This window comes from Streptomyces lincolnensis (genome assembly GCF_001685355.1).
GTDB lineage: Bacteria > Actinomycetota > Actinomycetes > Streptomycetales > Streptomycetaceae > Streptomyces > Streptomyces lincolnensis.
On sequence record NZ_CP016438.1, the window covers coordinates 7,788,705 to 7,807,550 of the forward strand.

The 18,846-nt window shown below is 73.3% G+C and carries 15 protein-coding genes and 3 pseudogenes; 11 read left to right on the plus strand and 7 right to left on the minus strand.

Annotation, left to right across the window (positions count from 1 at the left end):
• Window positions 1-5: 5 nt before the first annotated feature.
• The 5 genes and pseudogenes from SLINC_RS34445 (at window position 6) to SLINC_RS34465 (ending at window position 6,086) form a co-directional block, all read left to right on the plus strand.
• Window positions 6-1,571, plus strand: coding sequence for an ABC transporter substrate-binding protein (locus tag SLINC_RS34445; RefSeq protein ID WP_067441651.1), 1,566 nt, complete (start codon window positions 6-8; stop codon window positions 1,569-1,571).
• Window positions 1,568-2,527, plus strand: a complete 960-nt coding sequence (locus tag SLINC_RS34450; RefSeq protein ID WP_067441655.1) for an ABC transporter permease — start codon at window positions 1,568-1,570, stop codon at window positions 2,525-2,527. The genes SLINC_RS34445 and SLINC_RS34450 overlap by 4 nt, the downstream gene beginning before the upstream one ends.
• Window positions 2,524-3,318 (plus strand): annotated as a pseudogene (locus SLINC_RS34455) (ABC transporter permease); the annotation flags it as partial. The gene SLINC_RS34450 and the pseudogene SLINC_RS34455, both read left to right, overlap by 4 nt.
• Before the next feature lie 115 nt (window positions 3,319-3,433).
• Window positions 3,434-4,987, plus strand: coding sequence for an ABC transporter ATP-binding protein (locus SLINC_RS34460; RefSeq protein ID WP_067441659.1), 1,554 nt, complete (start codon window positions 3,434-3,436; stop codon window positions 4,985-4,987).
• A 64-nt stretch (window positions 4,988-5,051) separates the two neighbouring features.
• Window positions 5,052-6,086: an ABC transporter substrate-binding protein gene (locus SLINC_RS34465; protein ID WP_067441663.1), complete on the plus strand. Its 1,035-nt coding sequence runs from the start codon at window positions 5,052-5,054 to the stop codon at window positions 6,084-6,086.
• A gap of 7 nt (window positions 6,087-6,093) precedes the next feature.
• Here the strand turns inward: SLINC_RS34465 and SLINC_RS34470 are convergent, their stop codons facing one another.
• Window positions 6,094-7,404: a hypothetical protein gene (locus tag SLINC_RS34470; RefSeq protein ID WP_067441667.1), complete on the minus strand. Its 1,311-nt coding sequence runs from the start codon at window positions 7,402-7,404 to the stop codon at window positions 6,094-6,096.
• Window positions 7,405-7,518: 114 nt separating this feature from the next.
• Here SLINC_RS34470 and SLINC_RS34475 point away from each other — a divergent pair, with 114 nt between their 5' ends.
• Window positions 7,519-8,751, plus strand: coding sequence for a molybdopterin-dependent oxidoreductase (locus SLINC_RS34475; protein ID WP_107406721.1), 1,233 nt, complete (start codon window positions 7,519-7,521; stop codon window positions 8,749-8,751).
• On the plus strand, window positions 8,751-9,200 hold the full coding sequence (locus tag SLINC_RS50510) for a hypothetical protein (protein ID WP_375141508.1): 450 nt from the start codon (window positions 8,751-8,753) through the stop codon (window positions 9,198-9,200). Before SLINC_RS34475 ends, SLINC_RS50510 begins: the two co-directional genes overlap by 1 nt.
• Before the next feature lie 185 nt (window positions 9,201-9,385).
• Here SLINC_RS50510 and SLINC_RS50515 read toward each other — a convergent pair.
• The 3 genes and pseudogenes from SLINC_RS50515 to SLINC_RS34490 all read right to left on the minus strand — a co-directional run.
• Window positions 9,386-9,901: pseudogene (locus SLINC_RS50515) on the minus strand (class I SAM-dependent methyltransferase); the annotation flags it as partial.
• A 224-nt stretch (window positions 9,902-10,125) separates the two neighbouring features.
• Window positions 10,126-10,725, minus strand: a pseudogene (locus SLINC_RS34485) (TIGR04282 family arsenosugar biosynthesis glycosyltransferase); the annotation flags it as partial.
• On the minus strand, window positions 10,722-11,420 hold the full coding sequence (locus SLINC_RS34490; protein ID WP_067441676.1) for a glycosyltransferase family 2 protein: 699 nt from the start codon (window positions 11,418-11,420) through the stop codon (window positions 10,722-10,724). The gene SLINC_RS34490 and the pseudogene SLINC_RS34485, both read right to left, overlap by 4 nt.
• 111 nt (window positions 11,421-11,531) lie before the next feature.
• Here SLINC_RS34490 and SLINC_RS34495 point away from each other — a divergent pair, with 111 nt between their 5' ends.
• Both SLINC_RS34495 and SLINC_RS34500 read left to right on the plus strand, forming a co-directional pair.
• Entirely contained in the window at window positions 11,532-12,239 is a 708-nt protein-coding gene (locus tag SLINC_RS34495; protein ID WP_067441679.1) for a response regulator transcription factor, read from the plus strand.
• Between the two features lie 2 nt (window positions 12,240-12,241).
• Entirely contained in the window at window positions 12,242-13,354 is a 1,113-nt protein-coding gene (locus SLINC_RS34500) for a sensor histidine kinase (RefSeq protein WP_067441683.1), read from the plus strand.
• Window positions 13,355-13,411: 57 nt separating this feature from the next.
• Here SLINC_RS34500 and SLINC_RS34505 read toward each other — a convergent pair whose 3' ends face one another.
• The 3 genes from SLINC_RS34505 to SLINC_RS34515 are packed head-to-tail and all read right to left on the minus strand — an operon-like array spanning window position 13,412 to window position 16,628.
• Window positions 13,412-14,407 (minus strand): NAD-dependent epimerase/dehydratase family protein, encoded by a 996-nt coding sequence (locus tag SLINC_RS34505; RefSeq protein ID WP_067441685.1) that lies wholly within the window; start codon window positions 14,405-14,407, stop codon window positions 13,412-13,414.
• Between the two features lie 53 nt (window positions 14,408-14,460).
• Window positions 14,461-15,933, minus strand: a complete 1,473-nt coding sequence (locus tag SLINC_RS34510) for a sensor histidine kinase (protein ID WP_067441688.1) — start codon at window positions 15,931-15,933, stop codon at window positions 14,461-14,463.
• The gene (locus SLINC_RS34515; protein ID WP_225988288.1) at window positions 15,930-16,628 is read right to left on the minus strand and encodes a response regulator transcription factor; all 699 of its coding nucleotides are present in this window, start codon (window positions 16,626-16,628) and stop codon (window positions 15,930-15,932) included. The genes SLINC_RS34510 and SLINC_RS34515 overlap by 4 nt, the downstream gene beginning before the upstream one ends.
• Window positions 16,629-16,831: 203 nt before the next feature.
• Here SLINC_RS34515 and SLINC_RS34520 point away from each other — a divergent pair, with 203 nt between their 5' ends.
• Window positions 16,832-18,118, plus strand: coding sequence for a ferredoxin reductase family protein (locus SLINC_RS34520; RefSeq protein WP_067441694.1), 1,287 nt, complete (start codon window positions 16,832-16,834; stop codon window positions 18,116-18,118).
• Between the two features lie 10 nt (window positions 18,119-18,128).
• Window positions 18,129-18,842, plus strand: a complete 714-nt coding sequence (locus SLINC_RS34525) for an FMN-binding protein (protein WP_067441697.1) — start codon at window positions 18,129-18,131, stop codon at window positions 18,840-18,842.
• Window positions 18,843-18,846 lie beyond the last annotated feature (4 nt).

Here is an 18,846-nt window from a genome sequence, read left to right on the forward strand (position 1 = left end):
CAGTCATGCACGAACGCTTTCCCGGCCTGCGCCGCCGCGGCTTCCTCGCCGCCACCACCGGTGCCGCCGCCCTCACCCTCGTCGGCTGCGGCGGCGGCACGGACGACAAGGCGGACAGCGGCGACGGCGACACCCCGAAGCGCGGCGGCCGGCTGCGGGCCGCGTTCGCCGGAGGCGGGGCCAGCGAGACCCTCGACCCGCACCTGGCCAACCTGTTCGCCGACGTGGCCCGCGCCAAGGCCCTCTACGACAAGCTCGCCGACTACGGCGACGACCTGTCCGCCGAGCCCCGCCTCGCCACCAAGTGGGAGGCCGACAAGACCCTCGCCCGCTGGCAGGTCACCCTGCGCGAGGCCACCTTCCACGACGGCAGACCGGTCACCGCCGAGGACGTCCTGTACAGCTACCGCCGGATAGCCGACCCGAAGCAGACCTTCCGCGCCAAGGCCTCCCTGGAGCCCATCGACCTCGACGCCAGCCGCGCCACGGGCGAGCGGAGCATCGAGTTCGTCCTCAAGCGGCCGACCGCCGAATTCCCCAACGTGCTGGCCGCGTTCGGGGCGTACATCGTCCCCTCGGACGCCAAGGACTTCGACAAGCAGCCCATCGGCTCCGGCCCCTTCCGCTTCGTCTCCTTCGCACCCGGCCGCTCCGCCGTCTTCCGCCGCCACGACGCCTACTGGGACGGCGCCCCCCACCTCGACGAGCTGGAGTTCGTCGTCGCCAACGAGGAGTCCGCCCGCGTCAACGCCCTCCTCGGCGGCCAGATCGAGTACGCCCACGAGCTCAATCCGACCACCGCCCGCGCCCACGAGGGCAAGGGCCAGATCGAGATCGTGCGGCTGCGCAACAGCGCCATGCAGGCGTTCTGCATGAAGACCGACCGGGCCCCCTTCGACGACAAGCGGGTGCGTGAGGCGTTCTTCCTCATCGCCGACCGCCAGGAACTCGTCGACGGCGCCCTGTCCGGCGCGGGCGTGGTCGGCAACGACCTGTTCGGCAAGGGCTACGAGTACTACGCCGCCGACCTCCCGCAGCGCGCCCAGGACCTCGACCGGGCCCGCGCCCTGCTCAAGCAGGCCGGCGCCGAGAAGCTGAAGGTCGGCCTCAACACCTCGGCCGTCGCCGCCGGGTTCACCGAGGCCGCCGGCATCTTCCGCGACCAGGCCGCCAAGGCCGGCGTCACGATCGACGTGAAGATGGGCAGCAAGGACTCCTACTGGAGCGACATCCTCGACAACGGCACCCTGTGCTGCTACCGCTCCGGCGCCATGCCCATCGAGGCCCACATCTCCCAGCGCCTGCTCACCGACTCCACCACCAACGCCACCAAGTGGCGGCACAAGGACTTCGACGCCCTCTACCAGCAGGCCCAGTCCACCCGCGACAAGACCGAACGGGCCGCGGTCTACGAGCGGATGCAGCGGCGCCTGTACGCCGAGGGCGGCTTCCTCGTGTGGGGCTTCGCCGACTGGATCCTCGGAACGGCCCGCAACGTCAGGGGAGTCGAGACCAAGGCCCCCGCCAACTCCCTGGACTGGGCACGCTTCGACAAGGTGTGGCTGGCGTGAGGGAGAGCGGCCTGCGCTCCTTCGTCGCCCGGCGGCTGCTTCTCGGGGTCGCGCAGACGGTGGCCGTGGTGCTGCTGGTCTTCGCGCTCACCGAGGCGCTGCCGGGCGACGCCGCGGTGGCCCTCGCGGGCGACCAGCCCGACCCGGCGCGGATCGCGGCGATCCGCGAGGCGATGGACCTGGACCGGCCGGTGCACGAACGGCTGGCCGACTGGGCCTTCGGGCTGCTGCACGGCGACTTCGGCGCCTCGCTGGCCTCCGGCCGCCCGGTGGCGCGGTACATCGCCGACGGCTTCGGGCCGAGCCTGCTGCTGGCCGCGCTGACGCTGGCCCTGCTCGTCCCGCTCGGCTTCGGGCTCGGCGTGCTCGCCGCCCGCCACGAGGGGCGGCTCGTCGACCGGCTGGTCAGCTCCGTGACGCTCGCCGTCTACGCGGTCCCCGAGTTCGCCCTCGGGGTGCTGCTGGTGACGGTCTTCGCCCTGAAACTGGCCTGGTTCCCGCCGACGGCGGTGGGCTACGGCACGGACCTGCTCGCCCATCCGGCCGCCCTCGTCCTGCCCGTACTGGTCCTGCTGGCCCGCCCGGTCTGCTCCCTGTCCCGCCTGGTCCGGGCCGGCATGGTCGACGCCCTCGCCGCGCCCTACACCGCCCACGCCCGCCGCTACGGCGTCCCCGGCGCCCGCGTCCGCTACGCCCACGCCCTGCCCAACGCCCTCGCCCCGGCCGCCCAGCAACTCGCCCGTACCGTCGACTGGTTGCTGTGCGGGGTCATCGTCGTGGAGGCGCTCTTCGTGATCCCCGGACTCGGCACGGTCCTGCTCAACGCCGTCGCCGAGCGGGACGTGCCCGTGGTGCAGGGGCTCGCGGTGGTGTTCGGCGTCCTGACCGTCGTACTGAATCTGGGGGCGGACGTGGTGGCGTACCGGCTGACGCCGAGGGCGGGGGTGGCGGCGTGAGGACTCAAGGTCCCGCCAGGTCCCGCTTCCTGCTGGGGACGGTGATCGTCGCCGTTCCCCTCGCCCTCGCGTTGCTGGGCCCGGTCTTCGCCGGCGATCCCGGGCCCCGCGCCGTCTCCTTCACCCTCGGCGGTGGCCACTGGCTCGGCACCGACTTCGTGGGGCGGGACGTCTGGCAGCAGGTGCTGCACGGCGGCCGTACGGTCGTGCTGACCGCGCTGGCCGCGACCGCCCTCGCCTATCTGGTCGCGGTGCCGGTCGGACTGGTCAGCGCGGTCACCCATGCGCGGCGGCTGGAGGATCTGCTGATGCGGCCGCTGGACGTGCTGCTCGCCGTACCGTCGCTGCTGCTGATCCTGCTGGTGGCGTCCGTGTTCACGCCGGGCGCGGTGGGGCTCGCGCTCCTCGTGGCGCTGGTGAACGTCCCCGACGCCGCCCGCATCGTCCGGGCCGCGGCGGGCGAGGCGGCGGCCCGGCCCGCGGTGGAGGCGCTGCGGATGCAGGGCGAGACGTGGTGGCGGGTCGCCGTCGGCTATGTGGGGCGCGCCACGGTTCGTACGCTCGCGGCGGATGCGGGTGTGCGGTTGACCGGGGTGCTGTATCTGGTGTCGACGGCTGCGTTTCTGGGTGTGGGGGTGGCTCCGGATGCGGCGGACTGGGCTGTGATGGTCGACCGTAATCGCACGGGGTTGATGGTGCAGCCGTGGGCCGTGGTGGTGCCGGCGTTGTTGATCGTGGCGTTGACGACCGGCACGAATCTTCTTTTCGACGCGGTGTTGGGGGCGCGGCGGGATGTGCCGCGTGGGGTTGTCGGGCGTCTGCGGGTTCGTTGTGGCTGGTCGCGCAGTTCCCCGCGCCCTATAGGGGCGCTGCGGAACCGTTTCTTGAGAAAGGGCGGCGGGATACATGAGCCGAGAAGAGGATGCCGTCGTCGCCGAACTTCGCAAGTTGCGGGTCGAGATCGACGGTCGTGCCCTTGTCGACGGGGTGAACCTGCGGGTGCGATCCGGCAAGGTGGTCGCTCTGGTGGGGGCGTCCGGGAGCGGTAAGACGACGACCGGGCTGGCGTTGCTCGGGGAGTATCCGGTCGGTGCGCGGGTGACGGGGGAGGTGGACCGGGGCGGGGGCGGTCCGGTCGGGTATGTGCCGCAGCATCCCGCGGCCGTGCTCAACCCGGCCCGCCGGGTCGGCGCGCTGCTGGCCGACATCGCTCGCCCGCAGGTCCGCCATCTGCCCCGCGCCCGGCGTCGTACGGCGGCCCGCGAGCGGGTCGTCGAGGCACTGGCGGCGGCACAACTGCCGGACGGTCAGGCGCTGTTGCGCCGCTATCCGCACCAGCTCTCCGGCGGCCAGCAGCAGCGTGTCGTGCTCGCGCAGGCGCTGCTCCTCGGTGCCCGTGTCATCGTCGCCGACGAACCCACCACCGGGCAGGACGCGTTGACGAAGAGCGGGCTGGTCGACCAGCTGGCGGCGGTCGCGGCGAGCGGGATCGCGGTCGTGCTGCTGAGCCACGATCTCGACGTCGTCCGCTCGCTCGCCGACGAGGTGCTGGTGATGCGTGCCGGCCGGGTCGTGGAGTCGGGGCCGGTGGCGCGGCTGTGGAGCGCGCCCCGGCACGAGTGGACCCGCCGCCTGCTGGACGAGCACCGGTCGGTACCCCAGGAGCCCGCGGAGGTGCGTGAACCCGTCCTGGAGGTACGGGAGATGACGGCCGTGCACGGCCGCACCGCGGTCCTGCGCACCCCACGTCTCGCCCTGCGCGCCGGTGAATGCCTGGCTGTCGTGGGCCGTTCGGGCAGCGGCAAGACGACCCTCGCCCGCTGTCTGGCGGGGCTGCACCGCGACCACGACGGCGAGGTCCTGCTCGACGGTGTCGCGCTGCCGCGCAGTCTGCGGCACCGCTCGCGTGTCCAACTGGCCGCCGTGCAGTACGTGTTCCAGGACGCCCGGGCCGCCTTCGACGAGCACCGGCCCGTCCTGGACCAGGTCGCCCGCACCGCGGTCCGGCTGCGCGGCACCGGCGAACGGGCCGCCACGGAGGAGGCGTCGGCCACCCTGGCCCGGCTGGGCCTCACGGACGACCTCGTCCGCCGCCCGCCCGGCGCGCTCTCCGGCGGCGAACTCCAGCGGGCCGCCCTGGCCCGCGCCCTGCTCGCCCGCCCCCGGGTGCTGATCTGCGACGAGATCACCTCCGGCCTCGACACGGTCACCCGGCGCGGCATCCTGGACCTGCTCGCCGAGCTGGTGGGGGAGCGCGAGGACCTCTCGCTCGTCCTGATCACCCATGACCTGGACACCGCGCGGCTCGCCCACCGCATCGCCGTCCTGGACGCGGGCGAACTCGTCGAAGAGGGCCCGGCGCAGCAGATCCTGACGGCTCCCCGGCACTCCTTCACGGTGTCCCTCATGGAGACGACCGCCCAACTGGAGTCGGGAAACCGGGCGCGCGCCACGACATGAGCGCGCACGGAACCGGTCCGGAGCCGGAGTTCCTCACAGGGGGTACTTAGGTTAGCCTCCCCTTATGTCGACCGAAGTTTCCGGCCGGTCCGGACCCTCCCGCCGTCACCTGCTCGCGGCGGGCGGCGCCCTGGCGCTCGCCCCGCTGCTGGCTGCATGCGGCGACGACGGCGGCCCCGCGACGTCCGAGGCGAGCCCCGGCGGCGGCCCGTGGTCCTTCAAGGACGACCGGGGCCGTACGGTGACGGCCGACCGCAGGCCCGAGCGGCTGGTCGCGTTCGTCAGCACCGCCGCCGCCCTGTACGACTACGGCATCGAGTGCACCGGCATCTTCGGCCCCAGCAAGCCGATCGGCGGCCGGCCCAACCCGCAGGCCGGTGCCATGGACGTGTCGAAGCTGACCAGCGTCGGCACCGAGTGGGGCCAGTTCAACATCGAGAAGTACGCGGCCCTCAAGCCCGATCTGCTGATCAGCAACATGTTCCCGGCACCCGACCTCTGGTACGTCCCCGCGGAGAGCGTCAAGAAGGTCGAGGCCCTCGCCCCCACGGTCGGCATCAGCGTCGCCCGCACCTCCCTGCTCGACCCGCTCCGGCGCACCGCCGAACTCGCCGAGGCCCTCGGCGCGGACCTGGACACGAAGCGGGCCACCGACGCGAAGGCCCGCTTCGAGGAGGCCGCCGAGACCCTGCGCACGGCCGCCCGCGCGAACAAGGGCCTCAAGGTGATGGCCATGACCGGCGACCAGGAGAACATGTACGTCGCCGTCCCCGACTCCTACTGCGACCTCGCCTACTTCAAGGACCTCGGCGTGGAGTTCGTCGAGGGCAGGAAGAGCGACGAGTGGGGCTTCTGGGAGTTCCTCAGCTGGGAGAACGCCGACAAGTACCACGCCGACCTGATCCTGGTCGACAACCGTGCCAACGCCATGACCCCCGACCAGCTCGCCAAGAAGTCCACCTGGCGCCAACTCCCCGCCGTCCGGGCCGGGCAGACGGTGCCCTGGTCGATGGAGGAGCGCTACAGCTACGCCGGCTATGTGCCGGTCCTCGAACAACTGGCGGCCGCGGTGAAGAAGTCGAAGCGGCTGAGGACCTGACCTTCCGTCACCACCCGGTGAGCAACAGGTGGTTGAGCAGCAACGCGACAACCGCCTGCGCCGCCAGCCACCCCCGCACCCCCGTCAGCCACGCGCAGGCCGGCAGCAGCCACAGTGCGAACGGCAGCCAGATGCGTTCCGTCTCCGCCTTGCTCATTCCGGACAGGTCGGCGACGAGCACGGCGAGAAGGGCGGCGAGCACGAGCACGGCAAGTCGGACGTCGGGCCGGGGGGAGCGGCGGACGAGTGTCGCGCCCGTCCGCCGCAGGCCCGCCACCGTGGCCGGGCCGACGATGAGCACCGTGCACGCCAGGTTCGCCCACACCCAGTAGCCGTACGGCCGGACGCCGCCCGCCCCCTGGTGGTAGCGGGTCACCAGCAGCCGGTAGGCCTCCCACCAGTCGAAGCCGTACAGGGTGAACACGACCGGGAGGACCGCGAATCCGGCGAGCGCGTAGGGCAGGGGGCGGCGGGAGCCCAGCAGCAGGACGGCGGCGGCGATCGACGCCATGAGCGTGAGGCCGTAGGAGAGGTAGACGGTCAGGCCGAACAGCAGGCCCGACGCGAAGCCGGTCCAGCCCGGGCGGTGGCCGCGCACCGCGAGGGCGAGCAGGGCGACCGCCCAGGCGGCGACGGCCGCGAAGTACCCGTCGGCGGAGGTGCCCACCCAGACGGCGGCCGGGGCCAGGACGAGGAAGGGCGCGGCGCGGCGGGCGAACGACTCGTCCGCCAGGGTCCGTACGGCGACCAGGACCGCGACCGCCGCGGTCGTGCCGAGCGTGATGCAGAAGACCCCCGCCCAGCCCCCGCCGCCCAGGCCGACCCGGTCGAGGAGGACGAAGGTGAGGGTGGCGCCCGGGGGATGCCCGGCGACATGGGCGGGCCAGTTGTCCGGTGTGTCGATCAGGATGTGTGCGGAGAAGTCCCGCAGGGCCGCCGGGATGTCGTGGAAGCGGCCGACGACCGGGAGGTACTCGCTCTTGGTCGTCAGCTGCTCGGCGATGCCCCGGTGCCAGCCGTCCACGAGGGCCAGGGACCACGTCCAGGCCAGGCCGGCGCCCCAGACGGCGAGCAGCAGCGGGCGCCAGGGCAGACGGGCGGCGAGGCCGGGGCCGTACACCACCACGGCGACCGCGACGACGAGCGCGGCCGGGGTGCCCGGGCCGAGGTGCGGGTCCCAGGTCGCCAGCAGGGGCGGCCAGCCGACGCGGAGCGAGCCGTCCCGGTGCTCGATCGACCGGCCCACCAGGACGGCGGTCAGGACCAGGAGCGCGGCGACGGCGGCCGCGGACAGATCACGCAGGAGGTGGCGGTTCACACCGCAGACGCTAGGCCGAAGAGCCTCCCCCGGACGGCTGACGTGCGCGGACGTCAGAGTTTCGTCATGGTTCGCGGACCCGCTTCCGGGCGGGGGCGGGCCTACGGTCGGGGCATGGCACGGTCTCCCCTTTCACCCTTCTCACCAGGCTTCTGGCGCAGTCCGCTGCGCGGGACCTGGTTCACCTCGGTCCTCGGGGTCGTCCTCCTCGGCGGGATCACGCTGCTGTTCGTGACGGGGCTGCTGTCGTACGCCGCCTACAACCCCGACCTGTCGCCGGTGAACGACAAGACCCCGGACAAGGGAATCCTCGGCTTCTACCTGTTCTCCTGGCCGACCGACCCGCACTGGCTGTACCGGCTGAACCAGGGCGTCCACGTCACCCTCGGCATCACCCTGATCCCGGTCCTCCTGGCCAAGCTCTGGTCGGTCGCGCCGAAGCTGTTCACGCTGCCGCCGGCGCGGTCCCTCACACACGCGCTGGAGCGGATCTCGCTGCTGCTGCTGGTCGGGGGCGCCCTGTTCGAGTTCGTGACCGGCGTGCTCAACGTCCAGCTGGACTACCTCTTCCCCGGCTCCTTCTATCCGCTGCACTTCTACGGGGCCTGGGTGTTCTTCACCGCCTTCGTCGCGCACGCCGCGCTGAAGACGCCCCTCGCGCTGCGCAACCTCCGCCGACTGCGCGAGGAACGGACCGAGCCGGTGGCGCCGGAGCCCGCCGCGCCGACGGTCTCGCGGCGCGGGGCGCTGTGGTTCGTCGGCGGCGGTTCGCTGTTGCTGTTCCTCACCACGGCCGGGCAGAGCTTCGACGGTGTGCTGCGCAGGACCGCCCTGCTCGCCCCGCACGGCGGCGCCGAGCCCGGTTCGGGGCCGGGCGGCTTCCAGATCAACAAGACGGCCGCGTACGCCGGGATCGACCCGGCCGAGACGAGCGAGGAGGCGTGGCGGCTGGTGGTGACGGGGCGTGGCGGGACCGTCCGGCTGAGCCGGGCCGACCTGCTCCGACTTCCTTTGCACAGCGCCGCGTTGCCCATCGCCTGCGTGGAGGGCTGGTCCACCTCCGACCAGTGGTGGCGCGGGGTGCGGCTGCGGGACCTCGCGGCGCTCGTCGGGTACGAGGGCGATCCGCCGGACGTTTTCGTGGAGTCGCTGCAACGGCGTGGCGCGTTCCGGCGGGCCGCCCTGCGTGCCAACCAGGTCGCCGACCCGCGTTCCCTGCTCGCCCTGTTCGTCAACGGCGAGGACCTGACCCCCGATCACGGGCACCCGGCCCGGATCATCGTGCCCGCGGCGCCCGGTGTGCTCACCACCAAATGGGTGGCCCGGCTGACGTTCGGAGACCTGTGATGCGGAAGCCTCCGCTGCCTCCTCTCGGCAGCCCTCTCCACCTGCTGCTGCTCTGCTGCTCGTTCGCCCTCGCGGGGTACGCGGGGGTGCGGCTCCTGGCGGGGGACTGGTTCGGGGTCGCGCTGTGGTTCGTGGGGGCGGCCGTCGTCCACGATCTGGTGCTGCTGCCGCTGTACGCGGCGGCGGACCGGGCGCTCGTGAGGACGGCGGGACGGCACGTGATGTACGTCCGGGTCCCCGCCGCCCTCTCCCTGCTGCTCCTGCTGGTGTGGTTCCCGCTGATCGGCGGGCGCGTCCAGGACCGCTACGCCCTGGCGACCGGCCTGTCCCCGGACGGCTTCGCGGCCCGCTGGCTGCTGCTGACGGCCGCGCTGTTCGGCGGCTCGGCCGTGCTGTTCGTGCTCCGGCTGCGCAGGGCGACGAAGCAACGGCCCCCGGCCGCCCACTGATCGACGGCCCGCCAGCCCGCTCGGTCCGCGTGCCGCAGCAGGGCGGGCGTGCCGAGCCGGGCCCAGGGGAAGGGGGTGCCGGCGGACCCGCGGGCGTCGGTGACATGCACCCGGACCCGCTCGTCGAGGTCGGGGTCGCCGACCGTCTCGGCGATCAACAGGCCGCCGGGAGCCAGCAGTTCGGCCATCCGGGTCAGCAGGGCGTGCGGGTCGCCGCCGATGCCGATGTTGCCGTCGACCAGGAGCGCGGTTCCCCAGCGGCCCCCGCCGGGCACGGACTCGAAGACGGAGCGGCGCAGGGCCTGCCCGCCGAGCGCCACCGTGCGCGCGACCGCCGCCTCGCTCACGTCGATGCCGAGCACCGGCCACCCCCGCGCGTTCAGCGCCGCGACGAGCCGCCCCGGCCCGCAGCCCACGTCCAGCACCGCGCCCTCGCAGCGCCGCAGCACCTCCAGATCCGCCTCGTCCGCGTCGGCACACCACCGCTCCAGTTCCAGCAGGAGCAGCCACCCGTCGGCGCGGCGCAGGAACAGCGGCCCCCGGCCGGTACGCAGTGCCCGGGAGTAGGGATCCGCGGACCAGGTGGTGTCGTCGACGGAGGTGCCGGGCCCGGCGGCGTCGGCGGCCGGCCGCCGGTGCGCCGGGGCGGCGGCTTCCGCCTGCCGTCCGACGCGCACCGCCATCCCCTTCGCCCCGCTCATCGCCGCACCGTCGTACCGGACGCCGGTCCTGCCGCGTGTCGTCCGTCGTGCGTGGGCGCGGCCGTCCGTGCGTCGCGGGCAGGAGTGTCCGGGACCGCTCCGCCCGCCTCGCGCCCCGCCGTGTCGTGTGCCGGTCCTGCCGCGTCCTGTCCGTCGGGCGTGGTCGTCGCCGCCGGCCGTGTCTCGCCCGCAAGGGTGCCCTGGGGCGTCCGGCCCGCCCCGCGCGCCGCCGTGAGCCGCGCCAGTTCCGTCGCGAACCGTCCGCCCCGGGCCTCCTTCGCGACCAGGTCGGCGTCGTACGCCGTGTCGACGTCCCGCAGGCGCGGCAGGTCCCGGACCCGCAGGTCCGCGAGGCGGGCGCGTTGGGCGGCGCCCGTATGGGGGGTGGACATCGGTACGCCGCGCAGTCGTGAGGGGTCGGGTTCGGCCAGGCCCAGGGCCCAGAAGCCGCCGTCCTCGGCGGGGCCGAAGAAGGCGTCGCAGTCGGCGAAGTCCACGGTCAGCAGCTCCGGGGTCACCTGGGGTGTGTCCATGCCGATGAGGAGGGCCGGGCCGTCGCAGCCCGCGAAGGCGGCGGCCAGCCGTTCGTCGAGGCCGCCCGCGCACTGCCGTACGACCTCGAAGCCGGGCGGCAGCCAGGGGCCGGGCTCGCCCTCCAGGACGAGCACCCGGCGGCCGGCGGGGGTGCGGGCGACCACGTCGAGAGTGTCCGCGAGGGAGGCCGCCGCGAGCGCGGCCGCCTCCTCGGGCGTGAACGGGGGCGTCAGCCGGGTCTTCACCCGGCCCGGCCGGGGCTCCTTGGCGATGACGAGGAGGGTGATCATGCCTGGACCCCCTTCTCGGCCAGCACGCGGCTCATGTCCCGCACCGCCTGCCAGGTGCCCCGCCAGGTGCCCGTGACCTTGGAGGCGCCGGTGCGGGGCCGGTACGGCACGTCGTGCTCGGCGATCCGCCAGCCCGCGTCGGCGGCCCGGACGACCATCTGCAACGGATAGCCGCTGCGCCGGTCCGTCAGCCCGAGCGCGAGCAGCGGCTCGCGCCGGGCGGCCCGCAGCGGGCCGAGATCGTGCAGCCTCAGCCCGGTACGGCGGCGCAGCAGCCGGGCGACGGCGAGGTTGCCCGCGCGGGCGTGCGGCGGCCAGGCGCCCCGGGCCTGCGGACGGCGCCGGCCGAGGACCAGGTCCGCCTCGCCGGTGCGGACCGAGTTCACGAACGGCACCAGGTCGGCCGGGTCGAGGGAGGCGTCGCAGTCGCAGAAGCAGACGATGTCGGCCGTGGCGGCGGCCAGTCCCGCGTGGCAGGCGGCGCCGAAACCGCGCCGCTCCTCGCGGACGACGCTCGCGCCGAGGGCCTGGGCGACACGGGCCGAGCCGTCCGTGGAGCCGTTGTCCACGACGAGAGCGCGCCAGCCGGGCGGGATCCGCTCCAGGACCCAGGGCAGCGCCTCGGCCTCGTCCAGACAGGGGAGCACGACGTCCACGGACCCGGAGGCCGTAGGAGGATGGGAAGAGGTGGTCACGCCTTCACCCTACGAGCGCAAAATGGGCAAAACGGACTCCAGCTCCTTACGAAACAAGGACGTCGGAGGCGGGAGGACGCACCCGCGCGCGCAGGGTGCGAGGCTGGCGGCATGGAGCAGCAACAGCCGTACGCGCAGGCCGGGGCCCGGGTCCTCGTCGTGGACGACGACCCCACCGTGGCCGAGGTCGTCTCCGGATACCTGGACCGGGCCGGATACGTCGTGGACCGCGCCGGGGACGGGCCCGACGCGCTCGCCCGGGCCGCCGCGCACTGGCCGGACCTCGTCGTCCTCGACCTGATGCTGCCCGGCATGGACGGCCTCGAAGTGTGCCGCCGGATGCGCGGGCGCGGCCCCGTCCCGGTCATCATGCTCACCGCGCGCGGTGACGAGGACGACCGCATCCTCGGCCTGGAGGTCGGCGCCGACGACTACGTCACCAAGCCCTTCAGCCCCCGCGAACTGGTCCTGCGGGTGGAGTCGGTGCTGCGCCGCACCCGCCCCGCCCGGCCCTCGGCGGCCCTGCGCGCCGCCGGGCTCGTGCTGGACCCCGAAGCCCGCCGCGCCACCAAGGACGGCACCGAACTCGCGCTCACCATCAGGGAGTTCGACCTGCTCGCCTTCCTGCTGCGCCACCCGGGCCGGGTGTTCGGCCGTGAGGACCTGATGCGGGAGGTGTGGGGCTGGGACTTCGGCGACCTGTCGACCGTCACCGTCCATGTCCGGCGGCTGCGGGGCAAGGTCGAGGACGATCCGGCGCGCCCCCGGCTGATCCAGACCGTGTGGGGCGTGGGCTACCGCTTCGACGGAGAGGCGTGACCATGCGCGACACCCTCCTCATCGCCCTGTTCGCCTTCCTCGGCGCCGCCGCGGCCGGACTCCTCGGCGCGTATGTGCTGATGCTGATCCGGCGGCGCTCGCTGGCCCTGCATCTCGCCGTGGTGGCCGCCGTCGCCGTCACCGCGATGCTCGCGGGCACCCTCGCGGTCGCGCAGGCGATGTTCCTGTCCGCGCACGATCTCAAGGTCGTCACCATGGTCGTCGCGATGGCCGCCGTGGTGTCCATGGTCACCGCCCTGCTGCTGGGTCGCTGGGTCGTCGCCCGCAGCCACGCCCTCGCGCTCGCCGCCCGCTCCTTCGGCGACGGCGGCGACTTCACCTCACCGGTCGGCCCGGCCACCGCCGAACTCGCCGCGCTGAGCCGTGAGTTGGAGACCACCAGCGCCCGGCTCGCCGAGTCCCGGGAACGCGAACGCGCCCTGGAGACCTCCCGGCGCGAACTCGTCGCCTGGATCTCGCACGACCTGCGCACCCCGCTGGCCGGCCTGCGCGCGATGTCCGAGGCCCTGGAGGACGGCGTCGCCACCGACCCCGCCCGCTACCTCAGGCAGATCCGCACCGAGGTGGAACGCCTCAACGGCATGGTCGGCGACCTGTTCGAGCTCTCCCGCATCCACGCGGGCACGCTGGCCCTGAGCCCGAGCCGGATCTCGCTGTACGACCTCATCGGCGACGCGCTCGCGGGCGCCGACCCGCTGGCCCGCGAGCACGGCGTACGGCTGGTGGGCCACCGGGTCGAGCCGGTGCCGGTCGAGGTGGACGGCAAGGAGATGAGCCGGGTGCTGGGCAACCTGCTGGTGAACGCCATCCGCCGGACGCCCGCCGACGGCACGGTCGCGATCGCCGCCGAACGCCGCCCGCACGGCGTGGTCCTGTCCGTCACGGACGGCTGCGGCGGCATCCCCGAGGAGGACCTGCCCCGCGTCTTCGACACCGGCTGGCGCGGCACACACGCCCGTACCCCGCCCGCCGGCGCGGGTCTCGGCCTCGCCATCGTGCGCGGCATCGTGGAGGCCCACCAGGGCATCGCCACGGTGTGCAACGTGCCCGGCGGCTGCCGCTTCGAGGTGGTGCTGCCGGCGGCCGGCTCCTGAGCCCGAGGTGGTGCCGCCCGCTTCCCGCGACGGGCGGCACCACCGGTCCCGCGCGGGCTACCGCATCTCGGCGCCCGCGAACTCCCGCATCCCCGCCTCGAACCCGACCTCGGCCTTCCAGCCGAGGTCCGCCCGCAGCCGGGCCGAGTCCGCCGTGATGTGCCGTACGTCGCCCAGACGGTACTCCCCGGTGACGACCGGCTCCGGGCCGCCGTACGCCCCGGCCAGTGCCCGGGCCATCTCGCCGACCGTGTGCGGCTCACCGCTGCCGGTGTTGTACGCCGTGAGCACGCCTTCGCGCGCGGGTGTCTCCAGCGCCGCCACATTGGCCGCGGCCACGTCCCGTACGTGCACGAAGTCCCGCCGCTGGCGCCCGTCCTCGTAGACCCGCGGGGCCTCGCCCCGGGCGAGCGCCGAGCGGAAGAAGGAGGCGACGCCCGCGTACGGGGTGTTCCGGGGCATGCCCGGGCCGTACACGTTGTGGTAGCGCAGCGACACCGCCGAGGAGCCCGTGGCCCGTGCCCACGCCGCCGCCAGGTGTTCCTGGGCGAGCTTGGTCGTGGCGTAGACGTTGCGCGGATCCACCGGGGCGTCCTCGGCGACCAGCCCCGGGGACAGCTCGGCCCCGCACTCGGGGCAGCGGGGCTCGAAGCGTCCGGCGTCCAGGTCGGCGACGGCCCGGGGGCCGGGCCGCACCACGCCGTGCCGGGGGCAGGTGTACCTGCCCTCGCCGTACACGACCATCGACCCGGCCAGCACCAGGCGCCGGACGCCCGCGTCGGCCATCCCGGTGAGCAGCACGGCCGTACCGAGGTCGTTGTGGGAGACGTATTCCGCCGCGTCGGAGAAGCCGACCCCCAGGCCGACCATCGCCGCCTGGTGGCACACCGCGTCCACGCCCCGCAGGGCGCGGCGGACCGCCTCGGGGTCCCGTACGTCCGCCGCCGGGTCGGCGCGGACGTCGTGGACGACCGGCTCGTGCCCGTGGGCCCGCAGGGCTTCGACGACAGGGGTCCCGATGAAACCGGCGCCGCCGGTGACCAGTACACGCATACCGTCACGCTAGGGCCGTGACCGGTCCGGCCGACCGGGCCGCGCCCGTCACGTCACGGCTTCGTAAGACTGTCCGGGGACATGTTCGGGGACAGGGGCAGGACCACCGTGAACACCGTCGCTCCCGGCTCGCTGCTCAGCTCGATCGTGCCGCCGTGCGCCCGGACCAGGGAGCGGGCCACCGACAGGCCGAGGCCGCTGCCGCCGCGGTCGCGGCTGCGGGCCTTGTCGACGCGGTAGAAGCGGTCGAAGACCCGGTCGCGGTCGGCGGGCGGGATACCGGGGCCCGCGTCCGTCACGCGCACCAGCGCCCGGCCGGACCCGGCACGCACCGCCACGGTCACCTCGGTGCCGGCCGGAGTGTGGACGGCCGCGTTGGTGAGCAGGTTGTCCAGGACCTGGCGGATCCGTTGCGGGTCCAGGCGCAGCTTCAGCGCCTCGGGGCCCGGCGCGAGGGTCAGCGGACGGTCCGGGCGGCTCGCGCGGAAGGCGTCGGCCGCGTTCTCGACCAGCTCCACCAGGTCCGCCTCCGTCTGCCGGAGCGGGGTCTCCACCTCGGCCGCGTCGAGCCGGGCGAGCAGCAGCAGGTCGTCGAGGAGGAAGCCCATCCGGGCCGCCTCGGCGCGCAGCCTCGCCAGGTGCTTGTCGCGTTCCTCGGGGGCGTTGGCGGCCGCGTACTGGAAGAGGTCCGCGTAGCCCCGTACGGACATCAGGGGGGTGCGCAGTTCGTGCGAGGCGTCGGCGACGAAGCGGCGCAGCCGCTGCTCGGCCTCCGCGCGGACCGCGAGGGAGTCGTCGATGTGCTCCAGCATGGTGTTGAACGCCGTGCGCAGCTCCTCGACCTCCGGGCCGCCGCCCCGCTTGTCGGCGCGCAGCGGCAGCCGGGCCGCGGTCTCGGTGAGGTTGTGCGAGGCGATGCCGTGCGCGGTGGAGGCCATGTCGCTCAGCGGCTTCAGGCCGCGTCGCAGCATCTTGCGGCCGGCCACCACGAGCCCCAGCAGCGCGAGCCCGAAGGCGACGACCTGGACCGTGATCAGCCGCCGTACGGTGTCGTCGATGTCGTCCATCGGCGCCGCACTGACCAGGATCACCCCGGGCTCGACCTCGCAGGCGCGCAGCCGGTAGTCGCCCACGTCCCCGAGATGCTCGGTGCGCAGCAGTTCCGTGTGCGCGGTGGACTGGGCCCGGGCCATGGCGGTGAAGTCGTCGACGTCCTGGGGCAGGTCGGCGGGGTCCTCCGGCCGGCGCAGTCGCGGGGCGCCGCCGCCCGGCACGTCGTACACGGCGTAGAACCAGCTGTAGTACTTCTTGCCCGAGAGCGTGCCGTAGTCCGCGATGCTCTTGGACTGGGCGATCTGGGCCTGCGCCAGCTGGGTGTCGAGCTGGGCCGACAGATAGTCCCGCATGTACGTCGTCAGCGCGGTGCCGACGATGGCGAACACGGCCAGGGACAGCACCCCGACGCCCAGCGCCAGCCGGGTGCCCAGGCGCAGTCTGCTGTACGCCCGCCTGCATCGCGTGATCACTGGGAGGCCTGCCGGAGCACGTAGCCGAAGCCGCGCACGGTGTGGATCAGCGGCTCCCGGCCGTCCTCGGGCTCGTCCAGCTTGCGGCGCAGCCGGCTGACGACGAGCTCCACGACGTTGGAGCGGCCGCCGAAGCCGTACTCCCAGACGTGGTCGAGGATCTGCGCCTTGGTGAGCACGGTCGGCGACTTGCGCATCAGGTAGCGCAGCACCTCGTACTCGGTCGGGGTGAGCGTCAGCAGCCGCTCGCCGCGCCGCACCTCACGGGTGTCCTCGTCCATCGTCAGGTCCGCGACCTGGAGCACCGAGCGCTGGAAGCCGGGTCCGGCGCTGCGCCGCAGCACGGTCCGCAGCCGGGCCATCAGCTCCTCCACCGCGAACGGCTTGACCAGGTAGTCGTCCCCGCCCCGGGTCAGCCCCGCCACCCGGTCGGCGACCGCGTCCCGGGCGGTGAGGAACACCACGGGCACCATCGTCCCGGAGCGGCGCAGCCGGTCGAGCACGCCGAAGCCGTCGAGGTCGGGCAGCATCAGGTCGAGCACCACGATGTCCGGATGGAACTCCGCGGCGCGGCTCAGCGCCTCCTCGCCCGTGTTCGCGGTGACCGCGTCCCAGCCCTCGTACCGGGCGACCGTCGCGACGAGATCGGCGATCGGCGGGTCGTCGTCCACGACGAGGAGTCGTACTTTGTCCACCTGCACATAGTGCGGCACGCCGTCCCCGATCCGGCAGGCAGGTGCCCCCGGGGGACCACATCGATAACCACTTGAAAGTTGTACGACAGTAAACCGACAGCTCCCCCCGGACATGCTCGATACCCCGGACCCGATCAAGGAGCTCGTACGTGACTGCCGTCCAATCGCCCCCCGCGCCGCCCACGGGGATACAACGCCCCAGGGTGGTGGCCCGCACCGGTCTGTACGCCGTGCTCGCCGCGAACATGGCCGTGGTCGCGTACTTCTTCGCGCAGGCCGGTTTCGCCTCCAACGCGCTCATCGTGATGGGCCGCCTCGCCGGACTCTACGGCGCGCTCGTGATGGCGTTCCAGCTGGTGCTGGTGGCCCGGCTGCCCTGGCTCGACCGCCGGATCGGCATGGACCGGCTGACCGCCTGGCACCGCTGGACCGGCTTCAGCCTCCTGTGGCTGCTCCTCGCCCACGTCGTCTTCATCGCCTTCGGCTACGCCGAGGGCACCGGCGTCGGCCCGGTCAGCCAGATCATCGACCTCGCCGAGACCACCGAGGGCGTACTCCGCGCGATCGTCGCGTTCGGCATCATCCTCGTCGTGGGCGCCGTCTCGGCCCGCTACGCCCGCCGCCGCCTCGCCTACGAGACCTGGCACTTCATCCACCTGTACACCTACGTCGCCGTGGTGCTGGCCTTCACCCACCAGGTCGCCGTCGGGACCTCCTTCGCCTCCTCGTCCGTCGCCACGGCCTACTGGTACGGCGTGTGGGGCGTCGCGCTCGGCTCGGTGTTCCTCGGCCGGCTGGCCCTCCCGCTGTGGCGGAACTGGCGCCACCAGCTGCGCGTCACCGCGGTCGTCCACGAGTCCGACAACGTGGTCTCGATCCACATGACCGGCAAGGACCTCGACCGGATGCCCGCCCGGGCCGGTCAGTTCTTCCTGTGGCGCTTCCTCACCCCCGACCGCTGGTGGCAGGCCAACCCGTTCTCCCTGTCGGCCGCGCCCGACGGCCGCACCCTGCGCCTGACCGCCAAGGCGGCCGGCGCCGGCAGCGCCGCCCTGCGCCATGTGAAGGTCGGCACCCGCGTCTTCGCCGAGGGCCCCTACGGCGCCTTCACCGCACTGCACCGCACCCGCCCGGAGTCCGTCCTCATCGCCGGCGGCGTGGGCGTCACGCCCATCCGGGCGCTCCTGGAGGAGATCGAGGGCCACGCAGTCGTCATCTACCGCGTCGCCACCGACCGGGACGCGGTCCTCTACGACGAACTGCGCGACCTCGCCCTCGTCCGCGGCCACGAGGTGCACCTGGTGACCGGGCCGGCCGTCCCCGACAAGCTGGCTCCGGCCGAACTGCTGCGGATGGTGCCGGACATCGGGGACCGGGACGTCTTCCTGTGCGGACCGCCGCCCATGATGAACGCGGTCCTGGGCAGCCTGCGCGAGCTGGACGTGCCCAAGCCGCAGATCCACTTCGAACGCTTCAGCCTGGCGGGATGAGGAAGTCACCGTGAAACGAGCCATACCCGTCGTCGTCCTGAGCATCGCGGGCCTGGTGCCCGTCTGGCTCTACGAACCCTCGGCCCACACGTCCACCGTCCAGGTCGCCGCACCGTCCCCGTCCTCCTCGTCGGACTCCTCTTCGTCGTCGGACTCCTCCTCCCGCACGGTCACCGGTCCGACGCTGAACACGGAGAAGGGGCCGGTGCAGGTCCGGACGACCTTCTCCGGCACGAAGATCACGGCTGTGAAGATGCTCCAGCAGCCGAACCATCCGCAGACGACGGCCGCGGTGCCGAAGCTGGTCGCGGAGACCTTGGAGGCGCAGAGCGCGGACATCGACACCGTGTCCGGCGCGACCATCACCAGCGAGGCGTACAAGGAGTCCCTCCAGGCCACGATCGACGACAACGCGAAGACGGCCGCCGCCTCTTCCGCCTCGCCGTCCCCCTCCGAGGCCACCGCCTCCCGGACCGTGGACGGTCCCGCGCTCGACACGGAGAAGGGCACCGTGCAGGTCCAGGTGACCTTCGAGGGCGACGACATCACGGCCGTGAGGATGCTCCAGCAGCCGAACCATCCGCAGACGACGGCCGCGGTGCCGAAGCTGGTCGCGGAGACGTTGGAGGCGCAGAGCGCGGACATCGACACCGTGTCCGGAGCCACGATCACCAGCGAGGCCTACAAGGAGTCCCTCCAGGCCGCGATCGACGCGAAGGGCTGACCCG

Bases quoted from the DNA above. Each gene is read 5' to 3' on its own strand.
- SLINC_RS34475 (WP_107406721.1), top strand. From the start codon at position 7,519: ATGGCACGGTCTCCCCTTTCACCCTTCTCACCAGGCTTCTGGCGCAGT.
- SLINC_RS34505 (WP_067441685.1), bottom strand. From the start codon at position 14,407: ATGCGTGTACTGGTCACCGGCGGCGCCGGTTTCATCGGGACCCCTGTC.
- SLINC_RS34500 (WP_067441683.1), top strand. From the start codon at position 12,242: ATGCGCGACACCCTCCTCATCGCCCTGTTCGCCTTCCTCGGCGCCGCC.
- SLINC_RS34460 (WP_067441659.1), top strand. From the start codon at position 3,434: ATGAGCCGAGAAGAGGATGCCGTCGTCGCCGAACTTCGCAAGTTGCGG.
- SLINC_RS34495 (WP_067441679.1), top strand. From the start codon at position 11,532: ATGGAGCAGCAACAGCCGTACGCGCAGGCCGGGGCCCGGGTCCTCGTC.
- SLINC_RS34445 (WP_067441651.1), top strand. From the start codon at position 6: ATGCACGAACGCTTTCCCGGCCTGCGCCGCCGCGGCTTCCTCGCCGCC.
- SLINC_RS50510 (WP_375141508.1), top strand. From the start codon at position 8,751: ATGCGGAAGCCTCCGCTGCCTCCTCTCGGCAGCCCTCTCCACCTGCTG.
- SLINC_RS34465 (WP_067441663.1), top strand. From the start codon at position 5,052: ATGTCGACCGAAGTTTCCGGCCGGTCCGGACCCTCCCGCCGTCACCTG.